Annotated in this window: 22 protein-coding genes; 13 read left to right on the plus strand and 9 right to left on the minus strand. The window is 63.6% G+C overall.

All coding sequences use genetic code 11. The features are described 5' to 3' along the window. Positions 1–131 precede the first annotated feature (131 nt). The 5 genes from R9B85_RS20880 to R9B85_RS20900 all read right to left on the minus strand — a co-directional run bounded on the left by R9B85_RS20880 (position 132) and on the right by R9B85_RS20900 (position 8,359). Entirely contained in the window at positions 132–1,994 is a 1,863-nt protein-coding gene (locus tag R9B85_RS20880; RefSeq protein WP_423770533.1) for an alkaline phosphatase D family protein, read from the minus strand. 206 nt (positions 1,995–2,200) lie between these two features. Then, positions 2,201–3,127 (minus strand): transaldolase, encoded by a 927-nt coding sequence (tal, locus tag R9B85_RS20885; RefSeq protein ID WP_087503032.1) that lies wholly within the window; start codon positions 3,125–3,127, stop codon positions 2,201–2,203. Positions 3,128–3,472: 345 nt separating this feature from the next. Then, on the minus strand, positions 3,473–4,483 hold the full coding sequence (gene dusA, locus R9B85_RS20890; protein ID WP_215521160.1) for a tRNA dihydrouridine(20/20a) synthase DusA: 1,011 nt from the start codon (positions 4,481–4,483) through the stop codon (positions 3,473–3,475). A gap of 289 nt (positions 4,484–4,772) precedes the next feature. Then, positions 4,773–5,642 (minus strand): AraC family transcriptional regulator, encoded by an 870-nt coding sequence (locus tag R9B85_RS20895; RefSeq protein WP_215521161.1) that lies wholly within the window; start codon positions 5,640–5,642, stop codon positions 4,773–4,775. 305 nt (positions 5,643–5,947) lie between these two features. After that, positions 5,948–8,359 (minus strand): TonB-dependent siderophore receptor, encoded by a 2,412-nt coding sequence (locus R9B85_RS20900; protein WP_423770534.1) that lies wholly within the window; start codon positions 8,357–8,359, stop codon positions 5,948–5,950. Between the two features lie 244 nt (positions 8,360–8,603). Between R9B85_RS20900 and R9B85_RS20905 the strand changes: the two genes are divergently transcribed. Next, a complete protein-coding gene (locus R9B85_RS20905; RefSeq protein ID WP_313853694.1) occupies positions 8,604–9,641 on the plus strand; it encodes a sterol desaturase family protein in 1,038 nt (345 codons plus the stop codon). Here the strand turns inward: R9B85_RS20905 and R9B85_RS20910 are convergent. Further along, on the minus strand, positions 9,638–10,543 hold the full coding sequence (locus R9B85_RS20910) for a LysR family transcriptional regulator (protein ID WP_207878175.1): 906 nt from the start codon (positions 10,541–10,543) through the stop codon (positions 9,638–9,640). The genes R9B85_RS20905 and R9B85_RS20910 overlap by 4 nt on opposite strands. 212 nt (positions 10,544–10,755) lie before the next feature. Between R9B85_RS20910 and R9B85_RS20915 the strand changes: the two genes are divergently transcribed. The 8 genes from R9B85_RS20915 (at position 10,756) to R9B85_RS20950 (ending at position 19,730) form a co-directional block, all read left to right on the plus strand. Continuing rightward, entirely contained in the window at positions 10,756–11,442 is a 687-nt protein-coding gene (locus R9B85_RS20915) for a hydrolase (RefSeq protein ID WP_112253306.1), read from the plus strand. A gap of 701 nt (positions 11,443–12,143) precedes the next feature. Further along, positions 12,144–12,401: a hypothetical protein gene (locus tag R9B85_RS20920; protein WP_112253305.1), complete on the plus strand. Its 258-nt coding sequence runs from the start codon at positions 12,144–12,146 to the stop codon at positions 12,399–12,401. A gap of 102 nt (positions 12,402–12,503) precedes the next feature. Then, positions 12,504–12,791 (plus strand): DUF3077 domain-containing protein, encoded by a 288-nt coding sequence (locus R9B85_RS20925; RefSeq protein WP_039614149.1) that lies wholly within the window; start codon positions 12,504–12,506, stop codon positions 12,789–12,791. A gap of 176 nt (positions 12,792–12,967) precedes the next feature. Next, entirely contained in the window at positions 12,968–14,062 is a 1,095-nt protein-coding gene (gene sfnG / locus R9B85_RS20930) for a dimethylsulfone monooxygenase SfnG (RefSeq protein ID WP_313853700.1), read from the plus strand. 553 nt (positions 14,063–14,615) lie between these two features. After that, positions 14,616–15,098 carry a formate dehydrogenase subunit gamma gene (locus R9B85_RS20935; protein WP_054572333.1) on the plus strand — a complete coding sequence of 161 codons (483 nt, stop codon included), beginning with the start codon at positions 14,616–14,618 and terminating at the stop codon, positions 15,096–15,098. Next, on the plus strand, positions 15,092–16,651 hold the full coding sequence (locus R9B85_RS20940; protein WP_207878173.1) for a formate dehydrogenase beta subunit: 1,560 nt from the start codon (positions 15,092–15,094) through the stop codon (positions 16,649–16,651). The genes R9B85_RS20935 and R9B85_RS20940 overlap by 7 nt, the downstream gene beginning before the upstream one ends. Beyond that, the gene (fdhF, locus tag R9B85_RS20945) at positions 16,648–19,530 is read left to right on the plus strand and encodes a formate dehydrogenase subunit alpha (RefSeq protein ID WP_207878172.1); all 2,883 of its coding nucleotides are present in this window, start codon (positions 16,648–16,650) and stop codon (positions 19,528–19,530) included. The genes R9B85_RS20940 and fdhF overlap by 4 nt, the downstream gene beginning before the upstream one ends. Further along, the gene (locus R9B85_RS20950; protein ID WP_112253301.1) at positions 19,527–19,730 is read left to right on the plus strand and encodes a formate dehydrogenase subunit delta; all 204 of its coding nucleotides are present in this window, start codon (positions 19,527–19,529) and stop codon (positions 19,728–19,730) included. Before fdhF ends, R9B85_RS20950 begins: the two co-directional genes overlap by 4 nt. A 143-nt stretch (positions 19,731–19,873) precedes the next feature. Here the strand turns inward: R9B85_RS20950 and R9B85_RS20955 are convergent, their stop codons facing one another. After that, positions 19,874–20,737, minus strand: coding sequence for a universal stress protein (locus R9B85_RS20955; protein WP_112253300.1), 864 nt, complete (start codon positions 20,735–20,737; stop codon positions 19,874–19,876). A gap of 153 nt (positions 20,738–20,890) precedes the next feature. On the opposite strand from R9B85_RS20955, the gene R9B85_RS20960 reads away from it, so the two are divergent. Beyond that, a complete protein-coding gene (locus tag R9B85_RS20960; protein ID WP_015269630.1) occupies positions 20,891–21,508 on the plus strand; it encodes a tRNA-(ms[2]io[6]A)-hydroxylase in 618 nt (205 codons plus the stop codon). Between the two features lie 22 nt (positions 21,509–21,530). Here the strand turns inward: R9B85_RS20960 and R9B85_RS20965 are convergent, their stop codons facing one another. Beyond that, positions 21,531–21,851: a DUF883 family protein gene (locus R9B85_RS20965; RefSeq protein WP_112253299.1), complete on the minus strand. Its 321-nt coding sequence runs from the start codon at positions 21,849–21,851 to the stop codon at positions 21,531–21,533. Between the two features lie 129 nt (positions 21,852–21,980). On the opposite strand from R9B85_RS20965, the gene R9B85_RS20970 reads away from it, so the two are divergent. Beyond that, positions 21,981–22,244 carry a hypothetical protein gene (locus R9B85_RS20970; protein ID WP_003256287.1) on the plus strand — a complete coding sequence of 88 codons (264 nt, stop codon included), beginning with the start codon at positions 21,981–21,983 and terminating at the stop codon, positions 22,242–22,244. An 18-nt stretch (positions 22,245–22,262) separates the two neighbouring features. Here R9B85_RS20970 and R9B85_RS20975 read toward each other — a convergent pair whose 3' ends face one another. Then, positions 22,263–22,745, minus strand: coding sequence for an LEA type 2 family protein (locus tag R9B85_RS20975; protein WP_112253298.1), 483 nt, complete (start codon positions 22,743–22,745; stop codon positions 22,263–22,265). A gap of 135 nt (positions 22,746–22,880) precedes the next feature. Between R9B85_RS20975 and R9B85_RS20980 the strand changes: the two genes are divergently transcribed. Both R9B85_RS20980 and R9B85_RS20985 read left to right on the plus strand, forming a co-directional pair. Next, complete coding sequence (locus tag R9B85_RS20980; protein ID WP_423770535.1) at positions 22,881–24,002, plus strand: sigma-70 family RNA polymerase sigma factor; 1,122 nt, start codon at positions 22,881–22,883, stop codon at positions 24,000–24,002. A 226-nt stretch (positions 24,003–24,228) separates the two neighbouring features. Then, positions 24,229–26,655, plus strand: a complete 2,427-nt coding sequence (locus R9B85_RS20985) for a TonB-dependent receptor (protein ID WP_207878221.1) — start codon at positions 24,229–24,231, stop codon at positions 26,653–26,655. Positions 26,656–26,668: the final 13 nt, after the last annotated feature.

A 26,668-nucleotide genomic window follows, 5' to 3' on the forward strand; every position in this document is an offset into this window, starting at 1 on the left:
CCCGCTCCCACAGGGTCAACACGGGTTTCGAATGCAGCACAGTACCTGAGGGTGCAGTGCATGACTCAAGGCTGGTGCATAACCTGTGGGAGCGGGTTCACCCGCGAATAGGCCGGCAAGGCCGACACCAGCTACTTGCCTGACCACTCCCGCCGAGCAAACTCGGTAGCCTCACCCCCACCCGCATCCAGCTGATACACCCGCGCCGGCCGCCCCTGTTCATCGAAGAACACCTGCCCCAACCCCGCACCATTCCACAACCGCTCGCCAGCCTTGCTATGGTTGGGCGTACGCGGCACCACCTCCATTTCCCGCCGCTTGGTAAACCAGTTCAGCGGCGAGCGCGGCGCATACAGCCAGCGGTTGAGCCGGTCGAGCACATCCAGCAGGCGCCGCGGGAATTCGTTCTTGATCCCGCTGCTGGTCACCTGCCACAAGTGCGGGCTGCGCTGGCGGTGGCGGATCAGCACCTCATAGACGAACGAGTAGTGCACATCGCCGGACAGCACCACGTAGTGCCCCGGCGTGCGCGAGTGGCGGAAGATGTTGAGGATGACCTGCGCTGCACCGCGGTGGGCCATCCAGTTCTCGGCATCCACCAGTAGCGGGTAGCCCAGCCAGCTGAACAGTTTCTGCACTGTCTCGATCAGTTTCACGCCAAAAATCGGCGCAGGCGACACGATGATCGCCGACGGGTGGTCCAGCAGTGCTTGCTGCAACTCGCTCAGCGCCTCCCAGTCGAGCAGGCCGGACGGCTTGGCCAGGCTGCTTTCGCTGCGCCAGCGGCGGGTGCGGGTGTCCAGCACCAGCAAGGGTGGGTTGGTGGGCAGGCTGAACTGCCAGCCCTGGAAGCGCAGCAGCGCGCCGATCAGCTCATCCTGTGTCTGGCTGTCCAACGCCTGGCATTGCCCGACCAGGGCCTTGCAACCCTGCGGGTCGTTACCCCAGGCCTGGCACAGCAGGTAGCCGAGCAGGGCATTGCCGATGATCCGCCGCGAGAAGGGGTGGCCGTAAGCGGTTTCTTCCCACTGCGCCGAGAGGTTCCAGTCGTCGGTGATGTCGTGGTCATCGAAGATCATCAGGCACGGCAGGTGGGCCATCACCCTTGCTACCTGGCCCAGGTTGCTCGCAAACGCCTGGATCAGCGGCAGTTCCTGCTGGTAACGGGCCTGGCGCGGTGCGGTGAGCCCGTTGGGCATGTCCAGGTTCACCAGCTGCCACGGCACCGGTGACCACACCAGCAGGTACATGGCCATGACCTCAGCGAAGGTCACCAGGTGGTTGTCGGCGTTGCTGGAGGAGAAGATCGGCTTGCGCTTGCCGCCGAAGAAGCGCTCGCGCAAGGTTTCGTTGCGCTCCTGCGCCGGCAGCAGGTCGGCGCGGTGGTAATAGCAGGCCGGGTGCTGGTACAGCGCCTGGCTGTCGGGCACCACCGCGCCCTCCAGTTGCTCGTCGAACAGGCCAAGGCGCGCTATCAGGCTGTGGACGGCGCGCAGCATCGGGCCGGCGACGTCGTCGGCATAGACCTGGTCGCCGGTCATCAGCAGCACGGCGGGGCGGTCTGTGGGTTTTTCGCAGGCCTGCAGCAGGCGGTCGGCGCACAGCAGGCCATCGGCGGCCGGAAAATGCGGCTTGCGGCAGGAACCGTGCAGCAGGTGGTCGAGCCGATCGCGCAGTACCAGGTTTGGGCGCTGGGTGCCTGCGTACAGCAGATGTGGCGCCCAGTCGGCGATACCCTGGCCTTTGATGAGCAGGTCATAGTCGAGCAACTGGTTGCAGGGCAGCGGCTGGGCGAAGTGGATGTCCAGCAAGTGGATGAAGGCGTGCTGACCCACCGCGACCACCTGGCAATCGACCTGGGCCTTGCTTGCCGGGAAGATGAGTTCGGGTTGCAGCGGTTGCGTGGCGACCAGCCAGATGGCCAGGCGCTGGGGTTCCAGGCGGCGCAGTATCGGGCCGGCGAGTACGAGGGGCAATGGGGTAGAGGAGGTCATCGACAGCTCGGGTGGCTTATCGGGCCTCTTCGCGGGTAAACCCGCTCCCACAGGTACAGCGCCAACTTCGGACCTGTGCGGATCCCTGTGGGAGCGGGTTCACCCGCGAAGAGGCCCTGGGATTCAATACACATCTGAAGCCAGGCAAAACAAAACGGGCGGAAAATGCTGAACACTTCCCGCCCGTCAGGCAATCCCGAAATGTATCAGGCCTTTTCAGCCATCAACTTCTCCAGCTTCTCCTGGTCCCGCGCGAACTGGCGAATGCCCTCTGCCAGCTTCTCGGTACCCATGGCGTCTTCGTTCATGGCCCAGCGGAACTGGCTCTCGTTCAGCTGCTGCTTGGGCTCGCCGGCATTGCCCGGCTTCAGCACCTGCGGCAGGTCACCCTGGTCATCGCTGAGCTGCTGCAGCAGCTCTGGGCTGATGGTCAGGCGGTCACAGCCGGCCAGCTGTTCGATCTGGCCGATATTGCGGAAGCTGGCGCCCATGACCACAGTGTTGTAGCCGTTGGCCTTGTAGTAGTTGTAGATGCGAGTGACCGACTGCACGCCCGGGTCTTCGGCGCCCACGTATTCCTTGCCGGTGCTCTTCTTGTACCAGTCGTAGATACGGCCCACGAACGGCGAAATCAGGAACACACCGGCATCGGCGCAGGCCTGGGCCTGGGCGAAGGAGAACAGCAGGGTGAGGTTGGTCTGGATGCCTTCCTTCTCCAGCTTTTCGGCGGCGCGGATGCCTTCCCAGGTGGAGGCCAGCTTGATCAGCACGCGGTCGCGGCCAACGCCGGCGGCTTCGTACAGCTCGATCAGCTTGCGCGCCTTGGCCAGCAGGGCGGGCTCATCGAACGACAGGCGGGCATCCACCTCGGTGGAGATACGCCCCGGGATGACCTTGAGAATGCCCGAGCCCACGGCCACCGCGAACTTGTCGCAAGCCAGGTCGACATTACCCTTGGCATCGGCCTTTACCTGCTTGAGCAGCTCGGCGTAACCCGGGATGGCCGCCGCCTTGAGCAGCAGCGACGGGTTGGTGGTGGCATCCACCGGTTTCAGGCGGGTGATGGCGTCCAGGTCCCCGGTGTCGGCGACCACGGTGGTGAACTGCTTGAGTTGTTCCAGCTTGGAGGTCATGGGCGTGCTCTGTCCTGTGCAATGACTCGACATTACCCGAGCCCCGACGGCCACTCAAGGGCTCGCGAAGCGCGGTGCGAAAGGTGAGGATTCGAGTCGCAAGCAGCCTCGAGGTTCCGCATCTGCTTGCACGGGCCGCTGGAGATACAACTGGCTTACACAAAATGTGGTGGTTTGCGCCATCCCTGTGGGAGCGGGTTTACCCGCGAACACCGGCGAAGCCGGTGCCACACACCGCGTTGTTTTCTTCGCGGGTAAACCCGCTCCCACAGAATCTGCATACATCTGAACCCCTGCAACATCCCGCAGGGGCTGGCTTGTTGGCGATCAGGCCCGCCTGCTGAATCACCGCCCCTGCAACAACTCCACCGCCTGGTCGAACACAGCCAACGGCTCTGCCGCCTTGTGAATATCCGCCGACAGCAGCTGGCGGAAGCGCCGGGCACCCTTGAACCCTTGGGCCAGCCCCAGAATATGCCGGGTAACGTGGTGCATCGCGCCACCACTTTCCATGTGCGCGACGATATAAGGCCGCAACTGCGCCAGCGCCTCGCTGCGGCTGACCACTGCCGCCTCGCTGCCGAACAGCTGCTGGTCCACCTCGGCCAGCAGGTAAGGGTTGTGGTACGCCTCACGCCCCAGCATTACCCCATCGAAGGTTTCAAGGTGTGCCTGGCACTCGGCCAGGGTCTTGATCCCGCCGTTGAGCACGATCTCCAGGTCCGGGAAGTCCGCCTTCAACTGCGCCGCCACGTCATAGCGCAGCGGCGGAATCTCACGGTTCTCCTTTGGCGACAGCCCTTCCAGGATCGCGATGCGCGCATGCACGGTAAAGCTCCGGCAACCTGCCTCGCGCACCTGGCCGACGAAGTCGCACAGCTCGGCGTAGCTGTCGCGGCCATTGATACCGATGCGGTGCTTGACCGTTATCGGGGTAGACACCGCATCGCGCATGGCTTTCACACAGTCGGCCACCAGCGCCGGGTGGGCCATCAGGCAGGCGCCGATCATGTTGTTCTGCACCCGGTCACTCGGGCAGCCGACGTTGAGGTTGACCTCGTCGTAGCCAGCCTCCTCGGCCAGGCGGGCACAGGCGGCCAGGTCGGCCGGCACACTGCCGCCCAGTTGCAGGGCCAGCGGGTGCTCGGAGGCGTCGTGGCGCAGGAAACGCTGGGCGTCGTTGTGCAGCAGGGCACCGGTGGTGACCATTTCGGTGTACAGCAGGGTGTTTTTGGAAAGCAGGCGCAGGAAGAACCGGCAGTGGCGGTCTGTCCAGTCCATCATCGGTGCAACGCTGAAGCGACGGGAAGGCTCAGGGCGCGTGGTTGCTGGGTTAGAGCCTGGGTTTGTGGTCATATCGTTCAACGTGTCTTGTACCAAATTCAGCAATTTCGAGGGGGTTTGTAGCAATCCGAGGGCGCGAGGTAGCAAAAGTCGACGGCGGGAGATCGGTGATTGCTAGGGCAGGCGGCTAGTTTATCAAGAGAGCAGGGTATCCGTCTGGACTCGATCTATGCGCGGCCCTGCAGCCTTATGCCGGATCACCTCCGGCATAGGGCACGCGTTTCCCGCCGATCTCAGCCGAAAACGGACGAAGGTCTCGCAGATGGCATACCTCAAAACCCCTGGCGGCCGTCTAGCCAAGTTACTTGAGCGGCACGTAGATATCCGTTTGCCATTGCTCCAGCGGCGTTTCCGGATACACGCTCAAATAGTGAAAGAACAACGGATGGTCACGCAGTTCCTCGTTACTCGAAGGCAACCAGTCCCGATAAACCGGATAGATGGTTTCACCAATGTAGTCAGGCGACCCGGTATGCCGGAGTACGGCGCAGCGGCCCGCCGGGATGATGCGTTCGTGCACGCCAAAATCATTCGGCTGCACGGCTTCGTCTATCTCGCCACACACGGCGAAGCGAAAGGCGTGCGCCGGGGTGGTATCGGGGTTGTCGTGGGGAATGCCGAAGGTTCGGCTGCTGGCCACCGGTGACTGACCGCTTTGAATGCGCCATTGGCGAAAACGCGCAACGCTTTCACTGATGAGGCTGGGCGCCCCTTGGTGTTCGAGCGCGGCTACATGAGTTTCGGCGAAATCCACGATACGGATCTGCATGGTGATGCTCCTGGAATGATGGGGAACAATGAAAACCGCACTCCAGGCCTGCCAGTTCGGGGCCTTGGCGAATACGCTCGGCGCCATGCCAAAAGCACGCTTGAAGGCCCTGGAAAAGGCTTCGGGGCTTTCGAAGCCGGCGCCGAGAGCTGCTTCCAGCACCGAGATGGCAGGCGAGGCGACCAGTTGATGCGCCGCGCGTCGAAGCCTCATCAGTTGCACATACCGTGAAACCGGAACGCCGATGTATGCCGTGAACTGCCGATGGAAATGAAATGCCGAGAAGTGGGCGACGCGGCTCAGGGCAGTTACCGACAGGTCACCTTCGAGGTGGCTGTCGATGTAGGCAAGCACGGCTTCGAACCGTTTTGCGTAGGTTGGGTTGTGCTGTGAGTCAGTCAACGAGCGGAATCTCCGGAAGGTGCGGTGAGCGCTAGCATCCGTTGTTCAGGCATGGAGGTGCCTAGCCGTGATTGCTGTATCCGGGATTGTCCTGACCGTACCGTGGATGGTACCGGTGCTTGCGGTGTTCGCAGGGGAGGGCAGTAGGGTGAGTGCGATCGCTGGCGCTTCCGTGCAAGGGAAAGCGCCAGCGTAACTGTCCCGGCATGATCAGTCGACTGGCCGCAGCGGTAGTTCACCCCGATCAATGAGGCGCGCTGGCTACCGCATTGCGTTCGCCAGAAAACGCTTGTAGGCCACCTGGGTCAGAATGCGTACACCAAGGTGGCCGTGGCGCTACGCGGGCTGCCATACCAGCCACGTGAGCCGATCGCCGTGTAGTAGGTCTTGTCGAACACGTTGTCGAGGTTCAGCGAGACGCTGGTTTGCGGCGTGAGGGCATATTGCGCCATGAGGTTGACCACGCTGTAGGCACCCTGGGTGAAGGTCTCGTGGTTGGGGCCTGCGTTTTTCTCGTACTCCGAGCCTTGCCAGCGCACACCACCGCCCACTTTCAACTGTGGCAGTGACTGCAGTCGGTAGCTGGTGAACAGTTTGAGGGTGTCGCGGGGTACTTCGGTGAGCAGGCGGTCGCCATCTGAGTTCTTGCTCACGGCATAGGTGTAGCTGGCCGATACTTGCCAGTCAGGCAGGATCTCGCCCGCCATTTCCATCTCGAAACCGCGGGTCCTGGTGCCGGACTCGGCACGGTAGGCCTGGTTGCCGTCCGGCGCCTTTTTGTCGCCGTCCTTCACGGCCAGGTTGTCCTGGTGCACTTCGAACACGCTGAGTGCAGCAGTCAGGCGCTTGTCCCAGAACTCGCTCTTCAGGCCCAGCTCGTAGTTCACGCCCTCCAACGGGTCGATGTAGCTGCCCGATGCAGTCTGTTTGTCTTGCGGGTTGAAGATGGTGGTGTAGCTGGCATAGGCCGACCAGTTGTCATTGATGTCGTAAACCAGCCCGATGTAAGGGGTGACGACCCCGGTTTCGCTGCGCGAGGTGTGTTTGGTTTCACCGCTCGCCAACTGCTCCTCGGTTTCGTCACGTCGCCAGTCGATCACCCGCGCGCCGGTAATCAGCGACAGGTCATCGGCCAGGCTCCAGCGCACCGAAGCCACCAGGCCGTCCTGGGTTTCGTCCAGCGCATTTTCCGTCGTCTTGTTGTGGATGGCGTCAGGTATTGGCAACGAGCCATCCCAGTCATGGATGTTGTCGATATCCTGACTCGTCCACAGATGGTAGCCGTCGTTGCGGTAGTAGGCCCGGTAGTGGCTCAGCCCGACGTACGCCTGGTGCTCGCGCGTCAGCAGTTCGAACGGGCCCGAAGCCGACAGGTCGAACGAGGTCTGCCGAGGTTCGCCTGCCCAACGACCAGTCCAGGTCTGGATGCCGCTGCCATCAGGGTTGACTGTGCCGCTGGCGGCGGTGGCAAATACGTCGTCGTAGCTTCGGCGACTGTGCTCAGCGTTGAATTTCAGGTGCCAGCCGTTGGCCAGGTCGTGATCCAGTGTGGTGAACAGGGTCTTGGTGCGACGCTTGTGATAACTCCAGTCCGAGGCCGAATTGAACGAGCGGGAAGGGCTGAAGTGACTGCCATCGGAGTTGAACATCGGGAAGCCGTGGTTACCGGCGCCGTCGTTGTCCATTTCCTGATATTCGGCCCCCACGGTCAGCATCGTGCTGTCGGTGATATCCCATTCCAGCACCCCATAGGCCACCTGCCGTTCCAGGGACTGGCGGTCTACGTAGCTCTGGCTGTCGGTGTTCGAGGCCACGAGGCGCCCGCGTACGTGGCCGCTTTCGGACAGCTTGCCGGACACATCCAGCTCGGTGCGGTAAGTGTCCCACGAGCCTGCTTTCAGGGTCAGCTTGCGTTGCGTTTCAAAGGTCGGCTTCTTGCGAATCAGGTTGACGGTCGCACCGGGGTCACCGGTGCCGGACATCAGCCCCGTGGCACCGCGTACCACCTCGACCCGGTCATACGACACCATGTCGGCAAGGTCATCGCGAAAGCCAAAGCTGTTGGGCCGGTTGAGGCCGTCGACCTGGATGGTGCCGACTTCAAAACCACGTACGTAGATATGGTTGGCGTCGCTGCCGGCCGGCCCCATGCTGTCGACGACCACGCCTGGGGTCTGTTCCAGTACCTGGGCAACATCGTTCAGGTTCTGGTCTTCGATCTGCTGGCGGGTCACCACGCTTATCGACTGTGGTGTCTCGCGTGCCGAGAGGCGCAGCCCGGTTGCCGTATTGGCCGAACCTGTGGTGTAGCTGCCGCTGCCTTCGGTGGTGGCACCCAGCCCTACGCTGGAGACCGTCGTTGCAGCGAGTTCCATCGTGCCGTCCTGGCCGGGTCGGGCCAGCATGTAGTGCTTGTCTCCCGCTTGCTGCACCTGCAGGCCGCTGCCTTGCAGCAGTTGTGCGAGGCCTTGCTCCAGCTCGTAACTGCCCTGCAGGCCCTCACTGCGCAGGCCAGTGATTTCTTCGTTGCTGGCGCTGACAGTCACCCCGCTTGCCGTGGCGAACTGGTTGATTGCAACCTCCAGCGGCCCCGCCGGGATGCTGTAGCTGACAGGAACGGCCCAGGCATTGGCACTGGCCAGCAGCGAACCCGAAAGGCTCACCACTAGTGCGGCTTGGCGAATGCTGAAGGCGGGGGGAAAAAAACAGGCGGACATCCATTGGCTCCTTTCGATGGACTTTGCGGGCGCAATGATGAGAAGCGTATTGATAATAATAATGCTTCGCATAAAGGCGGCCGGATACTTGTCTTTCCTCCTGCTGTTGTCAATCCGTGTCTTGCGTTTTTGCGGGCGGGTGCAAGCCACTGCTCGTTGCTTGCAGCACCAGGGCATGCATAAAACCACTGGAGTAAATAAATCTGATTTACAATTGCGTCCCTTTTGCCGAGGCTGACGATTCGTGGATGCGCTGTCGCTTGTCTATCAGCACCTGACCGAGTGGGTAATCACGCCTGTTACCGACCAGTTGCTCGGCATTTTCAATATGAACGGCCGTTTCGGGGCCTTGTTCCTTTGCATATCCTACGGTGCAGCCTATGGCCTGTTCCGCGTCAGGAAGCGGCGCGGCCTGAGCAGCGCCCATTCGTTCTGGCAATTCATCGGCGGCGCCCGTGTACATCTTCATCCCTCTGCGCTGCTGGATTACCGCTACTACTTCGTGCGGGCAATCCTCAAGGTTGCGCTGGTGCTGCCTGTCGTCCAGCTGGTCGATCCGTACATCCTGCGCTCCGGCGATTACCTGGCCTTTTTCAGCAACCTCTGGGGCGCACGCCCGCGCGTGGGCGAGAACCTCGCCCTGTCCCTGCTTTACGGGTTGGGAGTGTTCCTGCTCAAGGACTTCATTCATTACTGGGCGCACCGGGCCTTCCACTCCCGTTGGCTCTGGGCCTTTCACAAGGTCCATCATTCGGCACCCGTGCTGGTGCCGGCGACGGCGAGCCGGGTACATTTTGTGGAAAAGATCGTCGAGAAACTGAGCACCGGCATTTGCATCGGCCTCTACGCCGGGTGCTTCTGGTACCTGTGCGGCGGTGAAGTCAGCCGCTATACCCTGTTCGGCGTGACCTACCTGGTGTTCATCTTCAACAGCCTGGCGGCCAACCTGCGGCATAGCCATGTCTGGCTGTCGTTCGGCCCGCAGCTGGAGCATGTGTTGAACAGCCCGGCCCAGCACCAGATCCATCACAGTGACGCCCCACGCCATTTCAACCGCAACTTCGGCACCAACCTGTCCCTCTGGGACTGGATGTTCGGCACGCTCTATGTCACCACATCGACGCCTGAAAGCATCCGCTTCGGCACCGGCGAGCAAGACCACCAGCGTTACCTGACGGTCTATAGCCTGGTCATCACGCCATTTGTCGAAACAGGCCGCAAGGTCCTGGTGAAACGCCAGCGCAAGGCTGTGCTGGGCGCATCCGGCAGGGCAGGCCGTTAGCTGATCCCGCTGTTGGCAAATTCGTCGCCGAGAAAGTCCAGTAGCGCCCGCACCGATGGAAGCAGACCACGACGGGACGCATAGACGGCATGGACAACTCCCGTGCGGGGCGCCCAGTCTGGCAGCAGGTTCACAAGCTTGCCGTCATTCAGGTCTTCACGCACCACCACGGCGGGCATGTGCACCGCACCGGCTCCCGCAAGCGCGGCCTGGCGCAGGGCGACAAGGTCGTCGGTGACCATTCGCGGCTGATAGCGCACTTGCGCGCTGGCATCCTCGGGGCCATCCAGCTGCCAGTAGTATTCGCGTTGTACAACGCCCCAGTGCAGTGTCGGCAGGGCAGCAATATCGGTAGGGGTCGGCCTTGCCGGAAGGTGCTCGCGCAATGCCGGGGCGCCCACCACATGCTGCCGGCTTTCGCCCAGCACCTTCATCACCAGGTCACTGCTCTCCAGTGGGGGAAAGCGCACCCGCAAAGCGATGTCGATGCCTTCCGGGATCAGGTCCACCTGGCGGTTGGTGCTCTGCACATGCAACTCCACCAGCGGGTACCGCACCATGAATCGCGCCAGCATCGGGCCGACCCAGAAGTTCAGCAGCGCCGTGGGACAGCTCAGGTTCACCACTCCGCGCGGCTCGGCGCGGTGCTGCTCGACGGCCTCGGTGGCCGCCGCCGCTTCCACCAGCATCGCCACACAGTGCCGGTAGAACACCTGGCCGATCTCGGTCACCGAGAAGTGTCGCGTCGAACGCTGGATCAGCCTCACGCCCAGGCGCTCCTCCAGCCCGGCAATGCGCCGGCTGAGCTTCGACTTGGGTTCGCCCAGTGCGCGGCCGGCCGGGTTGAAACCGCCGTGCTCCACCACCTGGGCGAAATAGTAGAGGTCGTTGAGGTCTTCCATTTCAGTGTTCCTCTGGCAGAACACTGATAGTAGTTTTTGCCAACTACCGAAGCAATTGTTCCATCCGTATCGTGACTCCATAGCAGAGCGGACATTTCGGGCAGATGGCCCGCCATGTCACACCCCCGGACTTAGGCGACGCCTGGTCCGGATGAACGCCCGCGCAGGAGGCGCGGGTTTCCCGGCCCGGATGCCCTGTCAGGAGAACCGACATGACCAACTTCTCGCAGATTGCCAACTTCAACGGCCAGCGCCCGGTGATCGACCCCGACGACACTGCCATGCTGCTCATCGACCACCAGAGCGGCCTGTTCCAGACGGTCAAGGACATGCCCATGACCGAACTGCGCAACAACGCCATCACCCTGGCCAGGATCGCCACCCTGGCGAAGATCCCGGTGATCACTACCGCCTCGGTGCCGCAGGGCCCCAACGGCCCGCTGATCCCAGAGATACACGAGGCTGCGCCCCATGCGCAGTACGTGGCGCGCAAGGGTGAGATCAACGCCTGGGACAACCCCGAATTTGTCGCCGCTGTGCAGGCCACCGGCAAGAAGACCCTGGTCATCGCCGGCACCATTACCAGCGTGTGCATGGCCTTCCCGGCGATCGCCGCAGTCAACGCCGGCTACCGTGTGTTCGCGGTGATCGATGCCTCCGGTACCTATTCCAAGGCCGCCCAGGAAATCACCCTGGCCCGCGTCGTCCAGGCCGGCGTGGTGCCTATGGACACCGCCGCAGTCGCCTCGGAAATCCAGCGCACCTGGAACCGCCCCGACGCCGCGCAGTGGGCCGAGGCCTACAGCCTGATCTTCCCGCACTACCGCCTGCTGATCGAAAGCTACGCCAAGGCCCAGCAGGTCGTGACGGAGCACGAAGTGCTCGATTCGCAACGTTGATGGCTTGCGGCCCGGTGGTTTGCTGCCGGGCTGTACTTGTGGGAGCAACTGTCTTGCCCCATCAGGTTGCCTCATTGCCTGTAGGAGCAGCCTTGTGCTGCGAAGAGGCCGCTACCGGCAAAGAGGATTTTTTGCCCTACCGGCCTCTTCGCAGCACAAGGCTGCTCCTACTGATCCTGTGCATGTCTGGAAGTCGGTGCTGATAATGTGGGAGCGGCTTTAGCCGCGAAGAATCCAACTCGGTGCATGGCACCGGCTGCGCCGGTGTTCGCGGCTAAAGCCGCTCCCACAGGGGCCCTGCTAATGCAATGAGTTAGTGCTGCTCCATGAGAGCCCACGCCGCCGTGTTGCTGCTGTGCCGTGAGAATGGTTGTTCCTACAAGAACTAATCAGATTTTTCCCCTTCCTCGTAGTCCATTTCTGAATCATCCTTTTCAAGCCGTTTCACCATTGCGATGGAAACCTGAGCCCCCTAGTCTCGCCTTGTCGTTGCAAATTCAACGACCGGGTCTGCAAGCCCGTTGCTTGGTTTGGTCTCAGTTTGCTGTTGGCTTCGTTCAATGGTGGCTGCGTGCGGGTGGTCTTCGGGCCAGCCGGGAACCGACCTCCAAGCCCGGTCTTGCAGGCCCGCATGTAGCCGCCACCCTATCATCTGCAAGTGATCTGGCGACGGTCCGACTTGTTATTGTCTGGAGGCTGTCATGCTTAAACTCGTTCCCGATCCACCTTTCTCAAACGACCCATCTCATCACCTGGAAGACACCCTGACCCAGGCCACGGAATACGTGCTCTGCGCCTTGTCCGTAGGTCATCACGCCGTAGCCTCGCTGCCCAGATCTCCCGCCACGATCATGACCCTGGCGGTCATGCATGAAATGGAGGCTGTGCGCATGCTGCTGGAGTCGGCGATTGCGCAGGTGCAGCTTCGAGACGGGCAGCCGATGCATACATTGCATTGATGGGCTGACTTTCAAATTTTGCCAGCCTGGCGGTGCGGTTTTCCTACCAGGGACTGCAACCGGGAAATCGCACTGGCCGGCAGATTCAAAAGAGGGTTTCAGATGGACAAGGAATTGGATGACGACACTGGCACGCTGGGCCTGACCGTAGGCGCGGCCACCTTCCTGGACGGTGTGCTGGACGGCAAGAAACTGTTCCGCGTAGAGGCGGGAAACTGCTGTGACCATGCCATCGAACAAGCGTCGGTATTGATGGATTGCTCACGGCGAGCATCGTTTATCGGGGTGATGGACAACGAACCGGTGCTGGTCTGGGCTTCGCACTTTCTGTGCGACATGGCCAAGGCGCTGATGGATGACGCGCATATGGGCATGCGCAAGAACCGCTGACCTGCCCCCGGGGCGGCGATGTTGTGCAGGCAACAGCGTTCCAGCAGCTTGTTTGACCGCATGCAGCCAGCATCGCCGACAAATTGAACTAACCGATTGAAATAAAGGCACTTTAAAGCCTGGCATGTTTGCTGCTCCTGTCTCCTTGAACCCAAGGGTCACCAAGGAGCCTTACCATGAGCCAAGCCCCGATCAAGTTCGCCTACTGGGTCCCCAACGTCAGTGGTGGCCTGGTGGTCAGCACCATCGAACAGCGCACCAGTTGGGACATCGACTACAACCGCAAGCTCGCGCAAATCGCCGAACAGGCCGGTTTCGACTACGCCCTGTCGCAAATCCGGTTCACCGCCGGCTACGGCGCCGACAACCAGCACGAGTCGGTCACCATCAGCCACGCGCTGCTCGCTGCCACGGAAAAGCTCAAGGTCATCGCTGCCATCCTGCCGGGCCCGTGGAACCCGGCGCTGGCGGCCAAGCAGCTGGCGAGCATCGACCAGTTCACCAACGGCCGCATCGCCATCAACGTGGTCTCGGGCTGGTTCAAGGGCGAGTTCCACGCCATCGGCGAACCCTGGCTGGACCACGACGAACGCTATCGCCGTTCCGAGGAATTCATCCGTGCGCTGAAGGGCATCTGGACCCAGGACAACTTCACCTTCAACGGCGACTTCTATCGCTTTCGTAACTACAACCTCAAACCCAAGCCGCTGCAGCAGCCGCACCCGGAGATTTTCCAGGGCGGCAGCTCGCGCGCCGCAAGGGACATGGCGGCGCGCGTGTCGGACTGGTACTTCACCAACGGCAACAGCGTGGAAGGGATCAAGGCGCAGGTCGACGATATCCGCGCCAAGGCGGCGGCCAACGGCCATTCGGTGAAGATCGGAGTCAACGCCTTCATCATCGCTCGCGACACCGAAGAGCAGGCGCGCGCGGTGCTGCAGGAAATCATCGACAAGGCCAACCCCGAGGCGGTGCGGGCGTTTGGCCAGGAAGTGAAGCATGCCGGTTCTGCCAGCCCGGAGGGTGAGGGCAACTGGGCCAGGTCCAGCTTCGAAGACCTGGTGCAGTACAACGATGGCTTCAAGACCAACCTGATCGGCACACCGCGGCAGATTGCCGAGCGCATCGTTGCGCTGAAGGCAGTGGGTGTGGATCTGATCTTGTCCGGGTTCCTGCACTTCCAGGAGGAGGTAGCGTACTTCGGCGAACATGTGCTGCCGCTGGTGCGTGAACTGGAGGCCGGGCGCAGCGTGGACAAGGCTGTGGCCTGAAACCGGGCGCAGGGCGGGCTCGGCACCTTGCCTTGGGCTGCCGGAGCACCCCGTGGGAGCGGGCATGCCCGCGAACACCGGCGCAGCCGGTGCCATGTACCGCGTTGGATTCTTCACGGGCGCGCCCGCTCCCACAGGTATGGCGCATTCCTTGGGCTGCCGGAGCACCCTGTGGGAGCGGCTTTAGCCGCGAACACCGGCGCAGCCGGTGCCATGCACAGCGTTGGATTCTTCGCGGGCGCGCCCGCTCCCACAGGGTACGCGGACCGCTTGCGCATTCAGTTCTCTAAGCCACAGCGCGGCAGACTGCATAAGGCCAGAAACAACCCGCGTCGGTTTCAGGATGCGCCTGGTCGTTCGCACGCAATCCCCGGGCGCCACAAGTGCCATGCTTGCAGGATGCCTCGGACCAGTGCGCGCAGACGTGCGGCCGCAGGCAAGGAGGCCGCTGGCACCACGCAACCGTGACGTGGCCGGCGCGCCGCAGCAGAACACGCCGGATACCTGCCCTCACAACAATTCAGGCAGGGTCCGTGATGCCGAGGTCCGCTGTATGCCTGATGAATTGCTCCACCTGCCTGTGATCCACCGCATTCTGGCCCGTGACAAGGATACCCCCGGCGCGCTGTTGCCGATCCTGCATGCCATCCAGCACGACATCGGCTACATCCCCGATGCCGCTGTCGCCGAAATTGCCCATGCCCTGAACCTCAGCCTGGCCGAGGTGCGTGGGGTGATCAGCTTCTACCACGATTTCCGCACCACGCCACCGGCGCGCCACACCCTGCGCCTGTGCCGCGCCGAGTCGTGCCAGAGCCGGGGCGCCGAGGCGCTGGCCGCACAGCTGCGCGAACAGCTGGCGCTGGACGACCACGGCACCAGCGCCGACGGCGCCATCAGCCTGCGCCCGGTGTACTGCCTGGGGGCTTGTGCCTGCTCGCCAGCGCTGGAACTGGACGGCCAGGTGCATGCGCGCCTTACCCCTGAGCGCCTGCGCGCGCTGGTCAACGCCTGCCAGGAGGACGCAGCATGCTGAAGCTGTATATCCCCTGCGACTCTGTAGCCCGCGCCGTCGGCGCCGACCAGGTCGCCGATGCCTTGCAGCGGGAGGCCGAGCGCCGTCAGCTGCCGCTGGACATCCAGCGCACCAGTTCCCGCGGGCTGTACTGGCTGGAGCCGCTGCTGGAGTGCGACAGCGCGCAAGGGCGCCTGGGTTTCGGCCCGGTCACCCCGGAAGATGTGCCGTCCTTGCTCGACGCCCTCGCCAGTGAAGCCGATGGCCACTCGCTGGCGCTGGGGCCGGTCGAAGACCTCCCTTACCTCAAGACCCAGCAGCGCCTGCTGTTCGCCCGCGCCGGCATCACCCGCCCATTGTCGCTGGACGACTACCGCGCCCATGGCGGTTTCGCCGGCCTTGAAGCGGCCGTGGCCATGGACGGCGCCGAGGTGGTCGCCGCCGTGCTCGATTCCGGCTTGCGCGGCCGCGGCGGTGCGGCGTTCCCGGCCGGCATCAAGTGGCGCACCGTGCGTGACGCCGGAGCCGGGCAGAAGTACGTGGTGTGCAACGCCGACGAGGGTGACTCCGGTACCTTTGCCGACCGCATGCTGATGGAAGGCGACCCGTTCCTGCTGATCGAAGGCATGATCATTGCCGGCCTCGCCGTGGGTGCCGACAAGGGCTACATCTATGTGCGTTCGGAATACCCAGACGCCATCCGCGTGCTCGACCAGGCCTTCGCCATTGCCCGTGACGCCGGCTACCTCGGCAGCGACGTGGCCGGCAGCGGCCAGGCCTTCGACCTGGAAGTGCGGGTCGGCGCCGGCGCCTATATCTGCGGCGAAGAAACCGCGCTGCTCGAATCCATCGAAGGCAAGCGCGGCATCGTCCGCGCCAAGCCTCCGCTGCCTGCGCTGCAGGGCCTGTTTGGCCTGCCGACGCTGGTGCACAACGTACTCACCCTGGCCTCGGTACCCATCATCATGGCCAAGGGCGCGGCGTTTTATCGCGACTTCGGCATGGGCCGCTCGCTGGGCACCATGCCGTTCCAGCTGGCCGGCAACATCCGTCAGGGCGGCCTGGTGGAGCGCGCCTTCGGCCTGACCCTGCGCGAGCTGGTGGAAGGCTATGGCGGCGGCACGGCCAGCGGCCGGCCGCTGAAGGCCGCGCAGGTTGGTGGCCCACTCGGTGCCTGGGTACCGCCAAGCCACTTCGACACGCCGCTGGACTATGAAGCCTTCGCCGCCATGGGCGCGATGCTCGGCCATGGTGGTGTGGTAGTGGCCGATGACACCCTGAACATGGCCAGCATGGCGCGCTTCGCCCTGCAGTTCTGTGCCGAGGAGTCCTGTGGCAAGTGCACCCCGTGCCGCATCGGCTCGACCCGAGGCATGGAAGTGGTCGACCGGTTGATCGCCACCAGCGACATGACCGAACGCCACGACCACGCGCTGTTGCTGCGTGACCTGTGCGACACCATGCAGTACGGCTCGCTGTGCGCCATGGGCGGCATGACTGCCTATCCGGTGGCCAGCGCGTTGAAGTACTTCCCCGCCGATTTCGGGCTGACCCACACGGAGGCCGCGCAGTGATCAATTTCTTCGACCCCGCTTCTGATAAAAGCAGCGACCTCGGCACCCCGGCCCGTGACAGCGAGGTACAGGTCAGCCTGAGCATCGATGGCCGTGCCATCACTGTGCCCGCCGGCACATCGGTGATGCGCGCTGCAGCCATGCTCGGTACCAGCATCCCCAAACTGTGCGCCACCGACAGCCTCGAAGCCTTCGGCTCTTGCCGCATGTGCATGGTGGAAATCGAAGGCATGCGCGGTTACCCGGCCTCCTGCACCACCCCGGTCAGCGAAGGCATGGTGGTGCACACCGAAACCCCGCGCCTGGCCGGTTTGCGCCGCAACGTGATGGAGCTGTATATCTCCGACCACCCGCTGGACTGCCTGACCTGTTCGGCCAACGGCAACTGCGAGCTGCAGACCGTGGCCGGCCAGGTGGGCCTGCGCGAGGTTCGCTACGGCTATGACGGTGCCAACCACCTGGCCGAGAAGAAGGACGTATCCAACCCGTATTTCGACTACGAGCCAAGCAAGTGCATCGTCTGCAGCCGCTGCGTGCGCGCCTGCGAGGACATCCAGGGCACCTTCGCCCTGACTATCACCGGGCGCGGCTTCGAATCGCGCGTAGCGGCGGCGGGTGGGGAAAACTTCCTTGCCTCGGAATGCGTGTCGTGCGGCGCCTGCGTACAGGCTTGCCCGACCGCGACCCTGACGGAAAAGAGCCTGGTGCAGCTGGGCCAGCCCGAGCGTGCGGTCATCACCACCTGCGCCTACTGCGGCGTCGGCTGCTCGTTCCGTGCCGAAATGAAGGGCGACCAGTTGGTGCGCATGGTCCCCGACAAGAACGGCGGCGCCAACCACGGCCACGCCTGCGTCAAGGGCCGCTTCGCCTGGGGCTACGCCACCCACCCGGACCGCATCACCAAGCCGATGATCCGCAAGCGCCTGGAAGACCCGTGGCAGGAAGTCAGCTGGGACGAGGCGGTAACCTACGCCGCCAGCGAGTTCCGCCGCATCCAGCTGAAGTACGGTCGCGATTCCATCGGCGGCATCACCTCCAGCCGCTGCACCAACGAAGAAGCCTACCTGGTGCAGAAACTGGTGCGCACGGCGTTCGGCAACAACAACGTCGACACCTGCGCACGGGTATGCCATTCGCCCACCGGCTATGGCCTGAAGCAGACCCTGGGTGAATCGGCTGGTACGCAGAGCTTCGACTCGGTGATGCAGGCCGACGTGGTGCTGGTGATCGGCGCCAACCCCACCGACGCCCACCCGGTATTCGGCTCGCAGCTCAAGCGCCGCCTGCGTCAGGGTGCGCGGCTGATCGTGATCGACCCGCGGCGCATCGACCTGGTCGATTCGCCGCACGCCCGCGCCGAGCTGCACCTGCAACTGCGCCCCGGCACCAACGTGGCCATGCTCAATGCCCTGGCCCACGTGATCGTCACCGAAGGCCTGCTGGCCCAGCGCTTCATCGATGCCCGCTGCGAAACCGAGGATTTTGCCCGCTGGCGCGACTTCGTCAGCCTGGCGGAAAACGCCCCCGAAGTGCTTGGCCCGGTCTGCGGCGTGCCTGCCGAGCAGATCCGCGCCGCCGCCCGGCTGTACGCCACCGGCGGCAACGCGGCGATCTACTACGGCCTGGGCGTGACCGAGCACAGCCAGGGCAGCACCGCGGTGATGGGTATCGCCAACCTGGCCATGGCCACCGGCAACATCGGCCGTGAAGGGGTAGGGGTGAACCCGCTGCGCGGGCAGAACAACGTGCAGGGCTCGTGCGACATGGGCTCGTTCCCTCACGAACTGCCTGGCTACCGGCACATTTCCAACGAAGGCGTGCGCGCCGAGTTCGAGCGTGCCTGGGGCGTGACCCTGCAGCCCGACCCGGGCCTGCGCATCCCCAACATGTTCGAGGCGGCGCTGGATGGCAGCTTCAAGGCCTTGTACTGCCAGGGCGAGGACATTGCCCAGAGCGACCCCAACACCCAGCACGTCACCGCAGCCCTGCTGGCCATGGAGTGCGTGGTGGTGCAGGACATCTTCCTCAACGAAACAGCCAAGTTCGCCCATGTGTTCCTGCCGGGCAGCTCGTTCCTCGAAAAAGACGGCACCTTCACCAACGCCGAGCGGCGCATTTCGCGGGTGCGAAAGGTGATGGAGCCGCTGGCTGGCAAGGCTGACTGGGAGGCGACCGTGGCCCTGGCCAATGCCCTGGGGTACCCGATGAACTACCGCCACCCGTCCGAGATCATGGACGAGATCGCCCGCCTGACGCCTACCTTCCACCGCGTCAGCTACGCCGAGATCGACCGCCACGGCAGCCTGCAGTGGCCGTGTAACGACGCAGCGCCGGATGGCACGCCGACCATGCACATCGACCAGTTCGTACGTGGCAAGGGGCGCTTCATGCTCACCGGCTACGTGCCCACCGAAGAGAAGGTCAACAACCGCTACCCGCTGCTGCTGACCACCGGCCGCATCCTCAGCCAGTACAACGTCGGCGCCCAGACCCGGCGTACCGGCAACGTTGCCTGGCATGACGCCGACCGCCTGGAAATTCACCCGACCGATGCCGAGAGCCGTGGCATCCAGGACGGTGACTGGGTCGGTATCGGCAGCCGCGCCGGGCAGACGGTGCTGCGCGCCAAGGTCAGTGCACGGGTAGCGCCGGGCGTGGTGTACACCACGTTCCACTTCCCCGAGTCGGGGGCCAACGTGATTACCACCGACAACTCCGACTGGGCCACCAACTGCCCGGAGTACAAGGTGACGGCGGTGGAGGTGGTGAAAGTGTTCCAGCCTTCGCAGTGGCAGAAGCGCTATCAGGACTTCAGTGACGAGCAGCAGCGCTTGCTGAAGGAGCGCCGTATTGCGGAAAAAGCCGAGGTGCGCCGATGAGCAGTGAGAGCCTGGTCAAGATGGCCAACCAGATTGCCCATTACTTCGACAGCGAGCCAGACCGGGCGCTGGCGGTGCAAGGGGTACGCCAGCATCTGCAGAGCTTCTGGACGCCGGCGATGCGTCGGCAGCTGGCGCAATGGATCGAGGCCAATGCAGGAGAAGGGCTGGACCCGAAGGTCCAAGAGGCGTTGGCCTAGAGATTTCTTGTAAGAAATCTCCTGTGGGAGCGGGTTTACCCGCGAATGCGTCGTTGGACTCACCGCCGCTTTCGCGGGTAAACCCGCTCCCACAGGGGCCCTGCAATTTCAAGGAATCATGTGTCCTCCTGAGGAAGGCAAACTCAGCCGCGGGCCAATTCCGCCAGGTGGGCAATTGCCTCCTCGCTCTTGAGCACCAGCACATCCCCCTCCAGCGCATCCAGCACCACCTCCGAGGTATTACCAATCAATGCCCCGGAAATCCCCGTGCGGCACACCGTGCCGATCACCGTCACCACCGCATCCAGCTTCTTCTCGGTATGCGGAATCAGCACATCCGCCGGCCCTTCGGCCACATGCAGGCGGTCTTCGCTGATGTCGTACTCTGCCTGGAACGCCTTGCAAGCGTCGCGGTAGCGCTTTTCGATGGTCTCGCTCAGCTGGTACACCGGGTCCGATGCCGACAGCATCGGCGACGGATGGGCGCTGATGACGTGCAACTCACCCTTGGCCAGTTTGGCAATCTCGAAACCATGGTCGATGATGCTGGCATGCAGGCGGCGGTGGTCTTCGTCCTGGTTACCTACGTCCACCGCGGCCAGGATCTTGCCGCCGGTCCACGGCCGCTCGCTCTTGACCATCAGCACGGCACACGGGCACTGGCGCAGCAGCTTCCAGTCGCTGGGGGTGAGAAGGGCCTTTTTCAGCGGGTTGTCCGGGCGGTGTTCCTTGATCACCAGCTCGCAGCCCTCGGCCTGCTGCACGTAGATGATGGTGTCGTGCAGGCTGTCGCGCCAAGCCTCTTCATGGGTGACGTTGTCGTACCCATCATCATGCAGTTGGCTGCTCAGCAGGCTCAGCAGCGCGCTGTGGTCGTGCCTTTTGTCGCACATCAGCAGGTGCAGGCGGGCGCCGGTGAGGCCGGCGATCAGCTTGGCCCGGGTCAGCGCCCGGCTGTGGGCGTGCTCGGGGTCAAGGACGACGAGGATGCTGCGGACGGCTTGCATGGGCGTTAGCTCCCTTCAAAGGTGGCGACCAATGCCTGACTATAGTCGGCGCTTCCCCCGCTGGCGCTTGATGTACATCAAGCATAGTCACTGGCGCCGCCCGCCGCCGCCGGTATAATCGCCGGCCCTGCCTGTCCTGTGTGGTTGCACGTCATGTCCCTGATCCCCGAAATCGACGCCTTTCTTGGTTGCCCGACACCAGACGCCTGGATCGAAGCGGCGCTCGCCGACCAGGAAACCCTGCTGATCGACCACAAGAACTGCGAATTCAAGGCTGCCAGCACCGCCCTGAGCCTGATCGCCAAGTACAACACCCACCTCGACCTGATCAACATGATGTCGCGCCTTGCCCGCGAGGAGCTGGTGCACCACGAGCAGGTGCTGCGCCTGATGAAGCGTCGTGGCGTGCCGCTGCGCCCGGTGTCGGCGGGGCGTTATGCGTCGGGGCTGCGGCGGCTGGTGCGCGCCCACGAGCCGGTCAAGCTGGTGGATACGCTGGTGGTGGGGGCGTTCATCGAGGCGCGCAGCTGCGAGCGCTTTGCCGCGCTGGTACCGCACCTGGACGAGGAGCTGGGCCGCTTCTACCACGGCCTGCTGAAGAGCGAAGCGCGCCACTACCAGGGTTACCTGAAACTGGCGCACAACTACGGTGAAGAGGCCGATATCGCCCGCCGGGTGGAACTGGTGCGCGCAGCAGAGGTGGAACTGATTCAGTCACCGGACCAGGAGCTGCGCTTCCACAGCGGTATCCCGATGGCGCAGGCCGCCTGACTCGCGCCAGGCGGCCCAGGTGTCAGTGGCGGCGGCCCAGCAGCAGGCCGACCACCAGCCCGAGGCCTGCGGAAATGGCCACGGTCTGCCACGGGTGGCCACCGATGTAGTCCTGGGTAGCGTCCATCACCGGTTGCGCCTTGCTGCGCACCTTGTCGGCGGCATGGCGAGCCTGGCGTAGCTTCAGGCTTACCTGCGCGCGCAGGGTTTCCGCCTCGTCACCCACCAGGGCGGCGCTGTCGTTCAGCAGCCTTTCCGATTCTTCGATCAGCGCCTGCAGTTCGCTGAATACCTGGTCCTTGATCTGATCGCTGTCGGCCAGCGCGGCTTTTTTCCGGGCCATGAACTCGTCCTCGTCGATGGTGTGGCTTGAACAATGGATGCCGGCGCGTCGGGAAAGTTGCGGCGGCTTTGGGCTGTTGCAATACCTGGGTGTAAGATAGCGGCCATTTTCAAACTTGCAGGTACCTTCATGAGTTTCAATCTGGCCAACATGAGCTTCGAGGAACGGGCGCAGATCGAGGCAGAGAAGGCCCGGCTGTTCGAACTGTGGCAGAACAACCTGGGCAAGGCCAAGGGCGAAGCGGCGCGGCTGATCGCCGAAAAACCACGGCGCAAAGGCAAATGGGCCGAGTGGGTGCGTGCCGAGCTGGATGGCATGTCGCCGCCCGAATATGCCAACATGGTGCGCAGCGAAGTCAACAAGCTGATGGCCGCAGCCAGCGCCAGCCGCTGATCTCACTCTGCCAGGCGCTTACCAGTAAGTGCCCTTGGGCAGGTCCAGCTTGCCCTCGTCGGTAAAACGCACGGTCCCCAGCAGTCCGCCGGCCAGCTTGCCGCGCAGCACATAGGGCAGGCCTTGCAACGAGCCCGCCTGGCCCAGCCCATAGGCCTGGCGCAGGAAGGAAAACGCCGTGATGCTCACCGGCACCACGACCACTGCTTCGCCATAACGGCCGATGTGCCCCTGCTGGTCGCTGACCCCGGCAGCCAGCGGCTGGCCGTTCACTTCCAGGTTCAGGGCGATGCCGTTGTAGTCGATCGGCGCCTCGTTGGGGTTTTGTACCCGCATCTTCACCGCCATGCGCAGTTCCAGCTCCTGCCCGGGCAGCGGCTCGATACCGATCACGCTGATATTGACCGGGTCGCGTGCCTGGAACAGCGCACAGCCTCCCAGGCCGAAGGCCAGCAGCAGGACCAGAAACAGGCGGGCGTAGCGGTGCAGACGGGCAGCCATGGGGAGCGACCTTGCAAGATTGGGCGAATGGGCAGTGTGGCAAATACGCGTCGGCGTTGAAAGTCTCCTTCCAGATGAAAGATACTGTTTCTCATTAACGCCCGATAACTTCTCCTACTGGCCGTTCCCAAACCCATGCTGACCTCTCCCGCGCCGGGCTTGCTGGCAAGTTTCCAGGAGCACTACGACGACCTGCTGCAGTTCCTGACCCGGCGCATGAGCGACCGCCAGCGCGCTGCCGACGTCGCGCAGGAAACCTACCTCAGGCTGGTGAGCATCGACCAGCAGGCGGTGCCGGTGTTACACGCGCGCAGTTTCATCTTCCGCGTCGCCGGCAACCTGGCGATCGATGCCTTGCGCCGCGAGCAGCGCATTGCCGCCAGCCACGACGACAGCGAGCGGGCAGGTGAGGTCGCCTGCCCGGCACCGGCCCCCGAGGCGGCCTTGCTGGCCCGGGAGCGCCTGCAGATCCTCGACCAGGCGCTGCTGCAGCTGTCCGACAATGCCCGCCAGGCGCTGTTGCTCAACCGCGTCGACGGCCTGACCCAGGCGCAGATCGCGCAGCGCCTGGGGGTTTCCGAGAGCATGGTGGCAAAATACATCGGCCAGGCCTTGCGCCATTGCCGTAACTGGCTGAAAAAGGCTGGGGTGGCGGCTGCACTGGTGTTGGCCGTTGCTGTGGCGGGTTGGCAGCAGGCGCCGGTGCTGCTGGCGGATTACCACACCGGGGTCGGCGAGCGACAGGTGATCACCCTGGCCGATGGCACCCGGGTGACGCTGAACAGTGCCAGTGCCCTGAGCGTGGTGTTCAGCGACGATGAGCGGCGGGTGGTGTTGGAGGCTGGTGAGGCCTTGTTCGAGACCACCGATGATTCACGGCCCTTTGTGGTCGATACGGCTGGTGAGCGGGTGCAGGGGAGCGCGGCCATCTTCAGCGTGCGTCGCGATGGCAGCGTGGTATTGGCTCGTGGCGAAGCCAAGGTTGGCGCGCATGAACTGGCAATAACGGCCGATGCCGGCACGCAGTTGGCCTGGCAGCGCGGCAAGCTGATCTTCAACGGCAAGCCGCTGGGGCAGGTGCTGGCGGAGCTGGAGCGTTATCGGCATGGGCGGATCGTGCTGTCGGATGGCAAGCTGGCGGCGATGGAGGTGAGCGGGGTATTCGACCTCGATGAACCTGAGGCCCTGTTGCGCACCCTCGAGCAGCGCTATGGGCTGAAGGTGACCTACCTGCCGTGGTTGGCCGTGGTTCATTGATTCGCCTGTGCCGGCCTCTTCGCGGCTGAAGCCGCTCCCACAGATACTGCACAGGTCTGGAAGTCTGTGGAGATTCCTGTGGGAGCGGCTTCAGCCGCGAAAAGGCCGGCACAAGAAAATTTTTTTATCTTGCACTGCAAGTTCCTGCCAGCCAGATCGTCGTAGTGGGACTGATCAGCAACCAATTCTCATTTACGACTTGTCAGGAAGCTCATTCGTGCCTCTGATGCTCAAGCCTTTGCACCGCCGCCGCGGTCCGCTTCACCATGCCCTGATGTCTTGCAGTGCCCTGGCCATGCTGGTCGGTCCGCTGCAGGCGTTTGCCTCGCCCGCCACCGAACAGGCGCAGACCCAGGCCCGCCAGGTCCAGCTCGACCTGCCGGCCCAGCCGCTGGATCAGGCCCTGACCTCGTTCGCCGACCAGGCCGGCCTGCACCTGCTGTACACCACCGGCGATGTCGCCGGCCAGGCCAGCCCGGCCTTGCAAGGCAGCTACAGCATCGAGCAGGCCCTGCAGCAGTTGCTGGCCGGCAGCGGCATGAGCTGGCAATTCAGCGATGCCCGCACGGTAACCCTGCGCAAGGTCGACCCCGCGCCGCAGGCGGTCAACCTCAAGCCGATCGAGGTCAGCGTGGCCTCGCGCACCAGCACCGCGATCAGCGAAATCCCCGGCACCGTGTGGGTGGTCGACCAGCAGCAGCTGCGCGAGCAGATCGACAGCGGCGTCAGCCTGAAGGAAGCCATCGGCAAGCTGGTGCCAGGCCTCGACCTGGCGCCGGAAGGGCGTACCAACTACGGCCAGAACATGCGCGGGCGCAACGTGCTGGTGATGATCGACGGGGTCAGCCAGAACAGCTCGCGCGGCCTGTCACGCCAGTTCGACAGCATTTCGCCGTTCAACGTCGAACGCGTCGAAGTGCTGTCTGGCGCCAGCGCCATCTACGGTGGCGGCGCCACCGGCGGCATCATCAACATCGTGACCAAGAAGGGCGAACCCGGCCCGGCGCGCTTCGAGACCCAGCTCGGTGCCAGCAGCGGCTTCAACAACAGCGACGACCTGGCCACCCGCTTCGCCCAGTCGATCAGTGGCGGCAACGAGCGGTTCAACGCCCGGCTGGGGGTTTCCGGCGAGCAGAACGAAGCCTTCTACGATGGCGCCGGCGACCAGATCTTCATCGACAACACCCAGACCGACCTGCAGTACAACCGCACCATCGACGTACTCGGCACCTTGGGGATGCAGCTGAACGACCAGCAGAGCCTGGACCTGTTGGCCCAGTACTATGACTCGGGCAACCACGGCAGTACCGGCATCTACTTCCCCAACCTGAACTACAACGCCCCATCCGACCTGGAAGATGCCGAACTGCGCAGTGGCTACTCGTCGGACCTGGAGCCACGCACCCGGCGCCTGCTGCTGAACGCCAACTACCACCACACCGACGTGCTGGGCCAGGACTTCTACCTGCAGGCCTCGTACCGCAAGGAAGACGACAACTTCTACCCGTTCCCGTACTACAACCGCGCCACGCCCACCGGTTCGCGCGGGGTGTACTTTGCCGCCTCGCAGCAGAACTTCGAAGTCACCAGCCTCAAGGGCCTGTTCGCCAAGCAGTGGGACGCGCTGAAGCTGACCTACGGCGTCGACCTGGACCGCGAGCGCTTCAACGCCGAGCAGACCACCTTCAACGCCCAGACTTCGTCCGAGTCGGGTGGCCTGGAGCTGGAAAAGGACAGCAAGGCCGCACGCTACCCCAGCTACCGGGTCGATGGCGTGTCGGTATACGCCCAGCTGGACTGGCATGCCACCGATAACCTGACCCTGTCCGGCGGCGCCAGGCGCCAGCAGATGGATGTGGACGTCAGCGACTTCAAGGGTGTGCCGGGCGGCAGCAACGATTACCAGGTCAACCTGTTCAACGTCGGTGCCATCTACGACTTCAAGAATGGCCACCAGGTATGGACCAACTACGGCGAAGGCTTCGACCTGCCCGATCCGGCCAAGTACTACGGCAAGCCCGGGCTGAGCGTGGCCGACAACCCGCTGGCCGGCATCAAGAGCCGCCAGGTGGAACTGGGCTGGCGCTATGCCGACCTGGACTGGGATGCCCAGGCGGCGCTGTACTACATCTGGTCGGACAAGATCATCAACGTCGACTCGCAGACGCTGACCATCAATGTGGAAGATCAGAAGAGCCGTGACTTCGGTTTCGAAGGCGCACTGACCCGGCACTTCCAGACCGGCTGGGAAGCTGGTGGCACCCTGCACCTGACCCGCTCCGAGGAAGAAGATGCTGATGGCGGCTGGATCAAGCGCGATGCCCGCTATGCCTCGTTGTCGAAGGCTACCGCGTTCGTCGGCTGGAAGGGCGATGGCCGCAGTGCACGGCTGCAGGCCAACCATGCCTTCAGCCTGAAGGACGATGCCGACCACGAGATCGACGGCTACACCACCTTCGACCTGCTGGGCAGCCAGGACACCGGCTTCGGTACTTTCAGCGCCGGCATCCAGAACCTGCTGGACAAGCAGTACAGCACGGTCTGGGGGCAGCGTGCGACGCTGTTCTACTCGCCGACCTACGGGCCGGCGTACCTGTATGACTACCAGGGGCGCGGGCGTACCTACACCCTGACCTGGAGCATGGCTTACTGAGCCTGCGCGGTTC

This window comes from Pseudomonas sp. NLJ1, assembly GCF_049486705.1.
Taxonomy (GTDB): domain Bacteria; phylum Pseudomonadota; class Gammaproteobacteria; order Pseudomonadales; family Pseudomonadaceae; genus Aquipseudomonas; species Aquipseudomonas inefficax.